Source organism: Vallitalea pronyensis, assembly GCF_018141445.1.
GTDB lineage: Bacteria > Bacillota > Clostridia > Lachnospirales > Vallitaleaceae > Vallitalea > Vallitalea pronyensis.
In genome coordinates this window covers 5565957-5579405 of record NZ_CP058649.1, presented here as the reverse complement: position 1 = coordinate 5579405, position 13449 = coordinate 5565957, and the positions used below count along the sequence as shown (strand labels likewise).

The 13449-nt window shown below is 38.9% G+C and carries 10 protein-coding genes; all 10 read left to right on the top strand.

Annotated features, from left to right (window positions below):
- Position 1 precedes the first annotated feature (1 nt).
- Entirely contained in the window at positions 2 to 937 is a 936-nt protein-coding gene (locus HZI73_RS23345) for an ABC transporter permease (RefSeq protein WP_212695742.1), read from the top strand.
- A gap of 308 nt (positions 938 to 1245) precedes the next feature.
- On the top strand, positions 1246 to 2178 hold the full coding sequence (gene rihA, locus HZI73_RS23340) for a pyrimidine-specific ribonucleoside hydrolase RihA (RefSeq protein WP_212695741.1): 933 nt from the start codon (positions 1246 to 1248) through the stop codon (positions 2176 to 2178).
- 668 nt (positions 2179 to 2846) lie between these two features.
- Positions 2847 to 3779 (top strand): nucleoside hydrolase, encoded by a 933-nt coding sequence (locus HZI73_RS23335; RefSeq protein ID WP_212695740.1) that lies wholly within the window; start codon positions 2847 to 2849, stop codon positions 3777 to 3779.
- On the top strand, positions 3769 to 5055 hold the full coding sequence (locus tag HZI73_RS23330; protein WP_212695739.1) for an amidohydrolase family protein: 1287 nt from the start codon (positions 3769 to 3771) through the stop codon (positions 5053 to 5055). The genes HZI73_RS23335 and HZI73_RS23330 overlap by 11 nt, the downstream gene beginning before the upstream one ends.
- A 19-nt stretch (positions 5056 to 5074) precedes the next feature.
- Positions 5075 to 5965: a ribokinase gene (rbsK, locus tag HZI73_RS23325; protein WP_212695738.1), complete on the top strand. Its 891-nt coding sequence runs from the start codon at positions 5075 to 5077 to the stop codon at positions 5963 to 5965.
- A gap of 310 nt (positions 5966 to 6275) precedes the next feature.
- The gene (locus HZI73_RS23320) at positions 6276 to 7460 is read left to right on the top strand and encodes a M20 metallopeptidase family protein (protein ID WP_212695737.1); all 1185 of its coding nucleotides are present in this window, start codon (positions 6276 to 6278) and stop codon (positions 7458 to 7460) included.
- A gap of 77 nt (positions 7461 to 7537) precedes the next feature.
- The gene (locus tag HZI73_RS23315; RefSeq protein ID WP_212695736.1) at positions 7538 to 8863 is read left to right on the top strand and encodes a dihydrolipoyl dehydrogenase family protein; all 1326 of its coding nucleotides are present in this window, start codon (positions 7538 to 7540) and stop codon (positions 8861 to 8863) included.
- 9 nt (positions 8864 to 8872) lie between these two features.
- Positions 8873 to 9622: a nucleoside phosphorylase gene (locus HZI73_RS23310; protein ID WP_330619635.1), complete on the top strand. Its 750-nt coding sequence runs from the start codon at positions 8873 to 8875 to the stop codon at positions 9620 to 9622.
- Positions 9623 to 10221: 599 nt separating this feature from the next.
- The gene (locus tag HZI73_RS23305) at positions 10222 to 11589 is read left to right on the top strand and encodes a hypothetical protein (RefSeq protein WP_212695735.1); all 1368 of its coding nucleotides are present in this window, start codon (positions 10222 to 10224) and stop codon (positions 11587 to 11589) included.
- A 555-nt stretch (positions 11590 to 12144) separates the two neighbouring features.
- Positions 12145 to 13347, top strand: coding sequence for an ROK family transcriptional regulator (locus tag HZI73_RS23300; protein ID WP_212695734.1), 1203 nt, complete (start codon positions 12145 to 12147; stop codon positions 13345 to 13347).
- Positions 13348 to 13449: the final 102 nt, after the last annotated feature.

The window sequence follows — 13449 nt, the reverse complement described above, 5'->3', positions numbered from 1 at the left end:
CATGGGTGAACTATTCGGTATTATCTTTTCGGTAACATTTGGATACGCAGTTCTTAGGGTAACCACACCAATATTATTTGCCGCTCTTGGTGCATTGATTTCTGATAAAGCAGGTGTTATTAACATAGCCCTTGAAGGTATTATGTTAACATCAGCGTTGACAGGTGTTATTGTGAGCGCATGGACAGGCAGCGCTTGGCTTGGTTTGTTAGGAGCCATTGTAATAGGTGCTCTTGTAGGTCTTCTATTAGCCTATTTCGCACTGAATTTAAAAACAAATATTATCTTGTCAGGTATCGCTCTGAACTTAATGGCAAGTGGTGGTACCATATTCTTACTCTATGTTGTAGCAAAAGACAAAGGGATATCATCATCCCTTAACAGTAAGGTATTACCAACATGGGACATTCCATTAATTGAACATATACCCGTTCTTGGCCCAATCATTTCAGGTCACAACGTACTCACTTATATTGCTTTTTTAGCGGTTCTTTTGATCTTTATTTTGCTCTACAAGACACCTCTTGGATTGCAGATTAGAGCCGTTGGCGAGAATGAGCATGCGGCTGATTCCGTGGGTATAAGCGTTAAGAAAATTAAATACATTGCGCTTACCATGAGTGGTGTGTTAGCTGGTCTTGGTGGGGCGTATATGTCCATGGGTTATGTATCCTGGTTTGCAAGGAACATGACAGCTGGACGTGGGTTTATCGCATTGGCAGCAGAAGCCATGGGTGGTGCAACACCAATAGGTACATTGCTGACATCCTTATTCTTTGGTCTTGCAGATGCCCTTTCCAACAACCTTCAGTCCTTAAGGGTTCCAGCAGAGTTTATTCAGATGATCCCATACATTGCGACGCTATTTGGATTAGCGATCTATGCTTCCAGTAAAAAGTCCAGAATTAGAAAATTAAAGAAGAAGAATATAAAATAATGTTGTAAAGGATGGTTAATCCAAATAAATAAGATACATGCAGCGATTATACAGGATTAACCTTAAGTGAAATAATGGTCATAAAGCAGATGTATTGGTTTAGCAAAGCTAGGCTGATACATAGGCTTTATTTTTCTATACATGATTGTTTTAAAGATTAACTTAACCGGTTTACTTGTTGTAAGATTCATGATAAAATACCAATAAGAGATATGTCTTATCCCGATAAGGACTCGGGCATTAGAAATAATATAACCACGAATGGTACATGCTAAAGAGGTAGATTGACCACATATAGGAGGATAAAGATGGCAAGACCAGTAATTATTGATTGTGACCCAGGCCATGATGATGCCATTGCATTATTGTTAGCATTGGGTAGTGATGATTTGGATGTAAAAGGTATAACGACGGTTGCAGGTAATCAAACAGGGGACAAGACACTGAATAATGCCCTTCGTGTATTGAGTTATCTGGGTATTGAGAAGGAAGTGGCTCAAGGTGCAACGCAGCCATTAATGCGTGACTTGATTACGGCGGCTGAGGTCCATGGTGAGAGCGGTTTAGAAGGACCAGAGTTACCAGAACCAAGTTTTGATAAGAGTGAAAAGACAGCTACGGAGCTGATGGTTAAGATTATAAGCGAGTCTGAGGAAAAGGTGACCCTTATTCCGACAGGGCCGTTAACAAATATAGGTCATTTGCTATTAGCCCATCCAGAGGTAAAAGACCGGATTGAAGAGATTGTGTTAATGGGTGGTGCTTGTTTTGGAGGTAACTGGACACCTGCTGCGGAGTTTAATATTTTAGTGGATCCAGAGGCTGCTGATATTGTGTATAATTCGGGTATTCCCGTGACCATGTGTGGATTGGATGTGACCCATCGTGCTCAGGTGATGAAGGATGAGACAGAGCGTATTCGTGGTATTGGGAATAAGGCGAGTACGTTGGTGGCTGAGTTATTGGATTATTTTGCAATATTTCATATGAATCCTAATTTTCCTTTTGAAGGACCGCCGTTACATGATGTGTGTGCGGTGGCTTATGTGTTGAATCGGGAGATTTTTACGGTAAGGAAACATCATGTGGCCATTGATACGGTTGGGGAGTTGACGGTTGGTGCTACGGTGGTGGATTATTATGATATGAGTGGTAGAGAGAAGAATGTGAATGTGGTGATGGATTTGGATAGGGAGAGGTTTATTGCGTTGTTGTGTGAGACGTTGGAGAAGTATAGCTAGGTGTTAGCAAAGTATTTGGCTAGTGCAAGACTGCGCAAGTATATCTATCAATAAAACAGCTTCCGTTAACAATTCCAAGAAAAACTAAGTTCGCATCAACATATTTTCCTAAACCTTAAAACTCCCGATGGTCAGACACTTAAGGTTCTTAACGGAAAAGATGATGATGCTCACTAAGATTTTCTAAGGAATTGTTAAAGGTCACTTTATTTATAGATAGATATACTTGCTAGGCTACGTTAGTTGGGCTAGTGAGATGTTTTAGATAGATAGACCTGCTAGGGTACGTTGGTTATAGTAGTCTAGATGTTTGGTTAGTGCAAGACGGCGCAGGGTTATCTATCAATAAAACAGCTCATGTTAAATATTTCAAGAAAAACTAAGTTCGTATCCTAATATTTTCCTAAACCTTAAAACTCCCGATGGTCAGACATTTAAGGTTCTTAACGGAAAAGATTAGGATACTCACTAAGGTTTTCTAGGAAATATTTAAAAGTCGCTTGTTTTATAGATAGATAGACCTGCTGGGGTACGTTGGTTGGGCTAGTAGAGTGCTTGTCTAAGTGCTAGGTTGGTTGTAAGGATGATAAGATTAGGATTAGTAAAGTATAGATAGAAACGATAGTGCATGTTAAATTTGAGTTTAGACATAAGGAGGCAGTTGTGAGATGAGTAAGATACCGGTAATTATTGATACGGATCCGGGTACGGATGATTTGACGGCGATATTGATGTGTTTGGCTTGTGAGGAGCTGGATGTGAGGGCGTTGACGGCTGTTGGTGGTAATGTGGGTATTGAGAAGGCTTCGGTTAATGCGTTGAAGATTGTGGAGTTGTCGGGGAAAGATGTGAAGGTGGCTGTTGGTGCGAAGAAGCCCATTGTGAGAGAGCTGGTAACGGCGGAGGTTGTTCATGGGAAGACGGGGCTTGGTAATGTGCGGTTGCCGGAGCCTAAGATGGATTTTTATGAGAAGGATGCGGTGGAGACCATTTATGAGGAGGCTATGCTTGCAGGTGGGCGGTTGAAGATATTGGCTTTGGGGCCTATGACGAATCTTGCCATTGGGTTGCTGAAGTATCCGGAGCTTAAGGAGAAGATTGATAGTATTGTGTTTATGGGTGGTGCTATGAATCTTGGTAATGTTACGGCGGCGGCTGAGTTTAATATTTATGCGGACCCAGAGGCGGCTAAGATTGTGTTTGATTCGGGTATTCATATGGTGATGGCTGGGTTGGATGTGACCCATGAGACCATTGTGACCAGGGAAGAGAATAGACGTCTTCATGCCTTGAACAGTGAGCCTGCTAAGGTTGTGGCTAAGTTAATTGATTATACCATTGATAGAGAGAATCCTTTTAATAGGCGTGGTGGTGTGATGCATGACCCTCTTGCGGCAGCGGCTCTTATTGATAGCAGTGTCCTTGAGACAGAGCATTATTATGTGGATGTTGAGCTGAGGAGTGCGTTAACAAGAGGTAAGACGGTGGTGGATGTTTTTCGTGTAACGGATAATGAGCCGAATATTCATGTGGGTGTGAAGTCAGATAATGAGAAGTTCTTAGCTATTTTGGAAGGAATGATCAGTCAGTATGAAGTATGATATTGGGTTGAACAATGCACATGTTATCACCTATGATGGTGAATTATTGACCGGGAAATATATTTATGTGAAAGATGGTAGAATTGCAAAGGTAAGCGATAGGCCATTAGATGATGTGAAAGAAGTGATCGATTGTTCATCTTATTTTGTATCCCCTGGTTTGGTGAATTTACATGCTCATTCACCCATGCATATTTTTAGAGGGATTGCGGAAGATGTGAGTCCGGATGCGTGGTTTAATGAGGAGATATGGCCTTATGAGAGTAAGCTTGTGGAAGAGGATGTGTATTATGGTTCCATGTTAGCTATTTTAGAGATGCTTAATCATGGTGTTACGGCTTTTGCAGATCATTATTTTCATGCGGAGATGCTGGCTAAGGCGGTATTGGATACGGGTATTCGAGGGGATATTGCACCTACGCTATTTGGGATGAATGATGGTTTTGATGAGCAAGTGGAGCAGGTGAGCCAGCTTATTGAGGCTTATAATGGAAACCATGGTCGTTTACATATGCGTATGGGACCTCATTCACCTTATACATGTAACGATAAGCAATTGAAGAAAGTATTTGATCGGGCTAAGGATTTGCAGGTGGGTATGCACATTCATGTGTCAGAGACAGAGGCACAGGTGAAGGATTGCCCTTATTCAGAGACGCCTATTAAGCTCATAGCAGAGCTGGGTGGTTTTGATATACCAGCTATTCTTGGGCATGCATTATGGATTCAAGAGGAGGACCTTGACTATATCAATGACCGTGTGACCATTGCAGCATGTCCGAAGACATACATGAAATTAGGTATGGGATACGGTAATTTATGGAAATACTATAAGGCATTACCCTTAGCTGTTGGTACAGATGGTGCAGCCAGTTCTAATTCCATAAGACCTGTTGAGCAAGCCATGTTTTTTGGCTTAATAGGAAAATTCATGACAAGTAATCCCCAGATGTATACGGTAAAAGACATGTGGAAAATGTTAATGAAAGGTCATGATGCCCTATCTTTTAATAGCGGGCATATTGAAGAAGGCTATGCAGCTGATCTTGTGGTATGGGATTTAGGTAGTGTTCAGACCATGCCTGTGTATAATCCCATAACAAGTATTTTATATAGTTCCAATGCAAACAATGTGCTGCATACCATGGTTGATGGTCAATTTGTCAAGCGTGATGGTCAGTTAAGGTTCAATCAAGGAGAGGTTCTTAGAGAAGTTAAAGGTCGTGCTAAAGACATTATAGGACGTGGAAAAGGCGGTACAAAATTAGTCTTTTAAACAGGAGGTTACATGCATAATGAAAATAGTGGTAGTAGGTAGTATTAACATGGATTATGTGTTAAAGACAGAAGCGTTGCCTAAGTTAGGTGAAACCATATCCGCCAAATCTTTTACCACTGTATTTGGTGGTAAAGGGGCTAATCAAGCCGTAGCGGCCGCTCGTTTAGGAGCAGAAGTCATCATGATTGGAGCCGTTGGTGATGATGGTATTGGTGTGGAATTAAGAGATAATTTGGACCGTGAGGGTATTCACACAGAAGGTGTTCACTCGGTAGAAGGGGCAAGTGGTGTAGCCATGATTAATGTGGCTGATAATGGTGATAATACCATTGTGGTTTACCCTGGCGCCAATGCAAATCTTGGAATAGACTGGGTCAAACAGCATGAAGCTTTGATTAAGTCTGCTGATTGCTTAATGGTTCAGTTGGAGATTCCCATGGATACGGTGATGGAAGCTGTTAAGGTAGCAGCCCAGAATAACGTGAAGGTCATCTTTAACCCTGCACCAGCAAAGACCTTTCCAGATGAGATATTCCAATATGTGGATGTGATCACACCCAATGAAACAGAATTAATGAAAATCTCCGGTAAAGAGGATATCATAGAAGGGGCTAGAGAGCTGATTACACGTGGTGCTAACAGTGTTGTTGTCACACTAGGTGAACAGGGCAGTATGTTTGTTGATCAAGAGAATTCGTATAAAGCAGGGTCGTTCAAGGTAAATGCCATTGATAGTACTGCCGCAGGTGATGCCTTCAATGCAGCCCTAGCCATTAAGATGATTGAATCAGATGATATGGAATCGGCACTGAGGTTTTCCAATGCAGTAGGTGCGTTGGTCACCACCAAGTTAGGGGCTCAGACCTCACTGCCTTATAAAAATGAGTTAGACCAGTTTCTAAAATAAATACAATGTTATCGTAGAGGCTTCTATAATAGGATGGTATGATTTAATAAAATCCTTGACCATTAAGCCATCGTTACTTAGACATTAAATATGACCTATTGGGGAAAAGCCCAAGGGTATTAAATGAAATAAATAGAGTATTTACAAGAGTTATATAAGAAGACTCATAAGAAGATTTATAAGAAGATTATATAAGACGATACAGTCTATAACTTGAGCTAAGAATAGACAAGATTCGCGTTTGGTATCTGATATAATAATAAGCAATTATCGGTGATACATGGATAATGTGATAAGGAGTACAGAGGCTATGACAGATAATATACGAGAAAAAGCCAAAGACATTGAAGCACGTTTAATTGACATAAGACGTGATATACATGCCCATCCAGAGATTGGATTTGAAGTAGAGCGTACAGCTGATTTGGTGGCTGATGAACTGCAAAAACTAGGCATGGAAGTTAGGAAGCAGGTAGGTATAAGCGGTGTTATAGGGACCTTGCGTGGAAAGCACCCAGGGAAAACCATTCTTTTAAGAGCAGATATGGATTGCTTACCCATTGAAGAGGAAAATGATGTACCCTATCGGTCAAAACATGAAGGCTTGATGCATGCTTGCGCACATGATGCCCATACCACATGGTTACTTGGTGCAGCTATGATTTTGGCAGATTATAAGGAGCAGCTGCATGGTAATGTCAAATTTTTATTCCAACCAGCAGAAGAGCTGGGAGGTGGTGCACTCAAAATGTATGAAGATGGTGCACTGGACAATCCAAAGGTGGATGCAGCCATTGGTTTTCATGTATGGCCAACCATGGATGCAGGGAAGATAGGTGTTCGCTACGGTGCTTTATGCGCTGCACCGGACTGTTTTAAATTAATTATCAAAGGGAAAGGCGGCCATGGGGCCCAACCGGATAAATGTATTGACCCCATAACTGTTGCATGCCAAGTGCAGTTAGGTTTACAAAATATCGTATCAAGGGTGGTATCCCCTACAGAACCTTTAGTGATTACAACGGCAAAAATCAACGCAGGTACTTCTTATAATATTATCCCTGCAGAAGTCACCATGGAAGGAACAGTAAGAACCCATGATAAACAATTGCGAGAAGATATACCTCATATGATGGAAAGAGTCATTAAGGGTATAACGGATGCTTATGGTGCTACCTATACATTCGACTTCATACCCTACTACCCATCGTTATTTAATGACCATGGATTGACGAAAGTTGTTGAAGACGCAGCCATCAAAGTCATGGGGCAAGAGCATGTGATCCAGATTGATAAACCCACCATGGGTGGAGAAGATTTTACATATTTATTAGATAATATTCCAGGGTCATTCTTCATTGTAGGTACGTATAACGAGGAAAAAGGTATTACATCGCCACTGCATAGTTCTACTTTCAATATTGATGAAACCATCTTAAAAGATGCATCGGCAACCCTTACACAGTTGGTATTGGATTATCTGCAAGAAGCTTAAGCCGATATAGGGTACAGTTCATGGGCTAGGCACATAACTTATCTATTGGACAAACCAAACTGAAAGGAATGGACAACATGTATGATATTATAGTCATTGGTTCTGGACCAGCGGGTTATTACTGTGCGGTCAGTGCCGCAAGGCTAGGTAAACAAGTGGCAATTGTGGAAAAGCATACGTTAGGTGGGACAGGCTTTAGATGGGGCTGTTTACCCGTAAAATATATGCTTGATCGGGTTAAAAAAATAGAAGATGTTCGAGAAGACTTGGGGATAACTGTTGATCAATCAAAGGTATATGGGGACATTTTTCAAAAAACAACCATGGATATGGAAAATGTTGAATCGAAAATAAAACAGAGCCTAGAAGACCTCCATGTGGATATTTTCTTTGGCGACGGTGAATGTGTGGACAGGTATCATTACCGAGTGGGACATGAAACCCTGGAAGCTAAAAACATGGTGATTGCCACGGGCACATCCCCAACGGGTATCATGGACATACACCTTGACCATGACACAATCATTTCTCATGAGGAAGCTATTGGGCTTCAGGCGTTACCAAAAGAGCTCATTATTGTAGGCGGCAATGTGGAAGGGATTGAATTTGCTTCACTCTTTACTTACCTTGACTCCAACGTAACGGTTATCGAAAAAGAAGATACCATACTACTAGGAAATGATAAAGATTTGATTAAGCCTCTTGAAGAAGATTTAGTTAAAAGAGGTGTTCGATTCATAAAAGGTATAGGTGTAGTAAAAGCCAATGTTCACCATGGTTGCGGTCAGGTTACTTTAGAAGATGGCCAGGTTTTAAATGGTGATAAAATCCTTGTAACAGGCTTTCGAAAGCCTAATTTCCCTAAGGGGCTAACTTCTATAGGGGTGAATACAGATCAAGAAAAAATCCTTGTGAATGAGCGTCTGCAAACCAATGTTGACAATATCTATGCTATAGGTGATATTAATGGCCTATTAGGTATGGCCCATGTAGCCATCTCACAAGGAAGTCTCGTAGTTAAAACCATTGATAATGGTGATAGCGTGCCTCAGCATTATCAAAGCTTACCAAGAGCTATTTTTACAGTTGGTGAAATTGCAGGAGCAGGCTATCAAGAATGGGAATTGATTCAGAAAAATATACCTTACCACGTGGAAAAGACTTATTTTAAAGATACGTGGCGAGGTTATAATAAAAGACATGATGAAGACTTCTTAAAAGTATTATTGGATCATGAGGGGCATGTATTAGGTATATGGATGTATGGTGACAACGTATCTGAGTTGGTTGGTTCATTGGGACTTCTCATAGACAAGAAAGTAACCCTCTCTGAGATACGTGAAAGCTTATACGTGCATCCCACATTATCCGAAGCATTATTAGAAACCATATTAAAATTCTAGGGAGGGATCATGATGAAACAGCCTCATATACTATGTACCGAGGAAGATATTGATAAGATGGTACTTTTGCCAGGAGACCCAGAACGGGTTCTGCGGGTAGCTGGATTTTTGGACAGCTGGGAAGAAATTGCTTATAATCGAGAGTTTCGCACCATAAAAGGGACCTATAAAGATATGCCCATAACGGTCACTTCTACAGGTATAGGTGGTGCATCGGCAACCATTGCTCTAGAAGAGTTAGTGGCATGCGGTGCAAAGTATTTTATCCGTATTGGTAGTGCAGGTGCATGTCAGGCCTATATTGATATTGGTGATTTGATTATCCCAACAGCAGCAGTTAGGGAAGACGGTGCATCCCGTATGTATGTGAAAGAGAACTATCCGGCTGTGGCATCCTATGACCTGATAAGAGCCATTGATGATACCAGTAAAGAACTTGGTTATCGCACGTATCTTGGGATTGCTAGAAGCCATGATTCGTTCTATATTGATGATGAATTGGAACGTATGACCTATTGGAACAGTAAAAAGGTACTGGGCTCCGATATGGAGACGGCTACACTCTATACATTAGGCAATCTTAGAGAAGTGCATGTAGCCAGTATCTTGAATAATGTGGTCCGTTATGAAGCAGATGTAAAGGACGGTATTAATGATTATGTGGATGATGGTGATCTGGCTGCAGAAGGTGAAAAGAAAGAGATTATCTTAGCTTTAGAAGCCTTTTATCGTCTATATGAAAGTATGATGCCCATATAACATACCTGAATCCTTTATAGGAGGTCAATAGCACATGGTTTAGCTATTTTGATTGAGCTATAGGATGGGTTTTGATTGAATAAATCGAAACAATAAAAAAACATTATTGAGTTAGCCTATATTTAACCGTCATAGGGTTAGTTAAGGATAGCTCTTTTTTTGTGAATTTTTATAAAGATAGTTCTATGAAAGCATACTAGTAATCGAACAGAAAACTAAGATTGTTAAAATATTATTTATTTTAGTTTATAATAAAAATATTATAAAAAAATTAAAAATATTGATTTTTAATTAAAATAGTGTTAAAATATAGTTAGTTTAATATATTAGACTATTATGACTCAATTATTACTATATGATGCTGAATTAATATACGATTACGTCTGACTGTCAATATATGTTCGTTTAAGATATTGTTTCTTTGTGGTAAGCATTTATAGCAAAGTGCTATATGATGAACCACTTGACCATACATCATTACATATCAATCAGCATCTGTATGCCTACAGAAAGGCACAAGTTGTCTATTATTGGACAAGTTAGTGTCTACAAAATAGAAATTATAAAACAAATAAAGGACTAATAGGAGGAAAATTTTTATGAAAACCAAAAGAAAATTAACAAGTAAATTATTATCCATGGTATTGATGTTATCCATGGTATTTGGTACCACCGTCATAGCGACAACTGTCGAGAGTAGAGCAGCTTCGGATAAGTATATTATTACGGCTGTATATGATAATCTTGATGATGAAGACATGTATATCTTTGCCAATAGATTAGAATACATAGGTTATATTAGAGATACGGTAGATACAAATGTATCCTATTACAGTTTGAGAGATTACCTTCAAGATAGTAGTATTAAAACCATTTACCATACAGGACATGGTGGTGTAGGTACAATCAGTACTGCTGATTATACATATAGTGCAAGTGATGCAACTGTTCGAGCTGAAAATGTAATCATTGCTACTTGTTTAACTTTACGTGATACAACATGGAAAAGTATGTTTGGTTCAACAGCAAAAAATATAATGGGTTATACCAATAATTCCTATGATGGAACAGATGACACTGTTGCTGATTGGACTGGTTATTATTTAGGTCAGGGCTATAGTTATCTCTATTCTTGGTACTATGCTAACTCACCAATATCTTCTTTAAATGATCGTTGGTGTGCCTATGTAAGAGAAGGAAATAGTATTGTTACATATGCTCCGAGCAGAAGTTATGCTAGTGCTAATCAAGTGAGAGTTGCAGGATTACATGGTGAAATGATAAAAGAAAATGTTAAAGTATCACAAGATCTATTAATGGACGAAAGAACATTTGAAGATCAGTTTAATAGTGATAAAGCGATTACTATATCTCCTGCTAATAATAGAAATAGAATGGCATCTATGGATTTTGCTTCTGCAGCAGCACCTGTTAAAGCAAATGAAGTATTTCTTGAAAAAGTAACCACATCACAGAGTAAAGCTGAAGAAATAGCTGAGGCATGGTTACAAGATAATGGTTATAGTGATAAAGACATTACTTTGGATTATGTTTCTGCTGTAGAAGCAACTGTAGATGATAATGAAGCTATGACAGTAGGCTATATTGTAAGATATGCTAGACATATTGATGGTTTAAATATTCGCTCAAATGGAGCTACGGATCATGTTTCCTTACTTATTAATGGAGAAGAAATCGTCCATGTTTCAGAAATGTGGAGTGATTTCCAAGTAGCATCTAATGAAGCCATGACAGAAACTAAAATTATGCCTGTAAATAGAGCTTTAACAAATGCAGTAAGCGAAATCTCAAGTCAATTAAAGAGTGGAACAGTTAATTTTGTAGCTGTAAATCCTTGCTATAGTGTAGTTGATGGAAACATTGTACCAGCTTATGAATTTGTTGATGAACAAGGCACGAATGCAATCGTTTCTGCTGAAACTGGTCAATTCATTAGCGTAAAATAATACCATCAAAAGGAATAACTATCTGGTTAGTCCCAATACCATTTCACGTTGATTAAGAAGTAATGGCATAAGAATAATTACTGCAAAAAAATGAAAAAGAGGGTTTCTGCTACATAATGAACGTTTTATGGTGTCACTATGAAGACATAGACAAGAACGCATATGATTCATAATCATTCAAAGACGTGACGAGATGCTTATCCCGTATGCATGGGATTAAGAATAAGGTAAATAAAATGTAAAGAATGAACGCGTTGTTAAGCTATTTGGGCTGCTGCAATAACATGAAGTATATGTTATGCAGCAGTCCTATTTTTATAAGGTTGTCATCTAATCATTGCATACAATGGATTAAGTGGCCAGTCTGCCTTACGTAAGTGTAATGGTCATCAAAACCATCAGCATGGATAACGAAAATGCCAATGATTTGTCATTGCAAAATACTTGACATAAGATGAAGCATGGTATAACATAATTATATACATACTGTATATATATAAAATAAGGCATACATTATAGATCATATCATAGCTTTAAAATTGGAGTAAGGTAAATATGAAAACAATTGGAAATGCAATGTTACTAAAAGACATCAATAAAAGAATGGTTCTAAACGAATTGAGAAAACATGAGCCTGTGTCAAGAGCTAACTTGGTGAAGATTACTAAATTAGCACTACCCACCGTGTTACGAATTGTGAATAGCTTAATTGATGAAGGACTAATCATAGAAATCGGAAAAGAAGATACCGCTTCAGGTCGAAAACCCATTATGTTAGAAATCAACAAGCATTATGGTTATTTTATTGGTGTGAACATTGGTACTTTTTTAACGGCCATTCTTACCGACTTCAAAGGGAATATCCTTGACAAGTTAATTGTCCCAATAGAAGACCAGGAAGATCCCATTCGGATTGTAAAGCAAATAGATGTTATAAGTGAACAATTAATAACAACCCATAAGATAGCTGTTGATGACGTGATAGGCATGGGGGTTGCAACACCTGGTACTGGTTTTAAAATAGGATCACAAAAAAAGGAATTTCAATACTATGCTTGGCATGACGTTGATTTTAACCAATTACTGAAAAAACATAAACCTACCATAAAAACACTATCTGAATATAATACCATTTGTGCTGCAATCGGTGAACAATGGTTTGGTGTTGGAAAAGGTGTTAAAGATTTTGTCTACATTACCGTAGATTCAGGGGTTGGCAGCGGTATCATCATTGATGACAAGGTATACCGGGGAAAAGACGGTTATGCAGGTCATATTGGTCACCATATCGTTAACGTTGATGGCGAAACCTGTTATTGTGGCAATAAAGGGTGCTTGGAAATGTACACAAGTGCCACCACAATCGTAAGAAAAGTAAAAGATGCTCTTGAAAATGGGGCATTATCGTCCATGACCAACGAAGCCACCGATACCATCGATTTTAATCGAGTTGTGAAAGCATACAATGAAGGTGACCCATTAACCATGGATATTATTTCTGAAGCAGGTAGAATTATGGGATACGGTGTCGCTAATGCTATTAATATTTTTAATCCAGATATGGTGATATTAGGCGGCGATGTGATTAATAATTTTCCCATATTTTTAGAAAAGGTGAAAGCCGTTGCTCTGGGTCATATATTCGGCATCAAAGCTAAAAATGTACTGATTAATCGAAGCATGGTGAATAAATATCCTGAGGCACAAGGGGCCGTTGCATTAGTGATGAAAGAAATTTATAAAATGCCGGTTCTATAAAAATTTATCCATATATATACATACTGTATATATATAAGTTGTTGATACAACAAGGTGTATCTATTTCATTAATGGACATCTAAAATCTTTTATATAGATGTA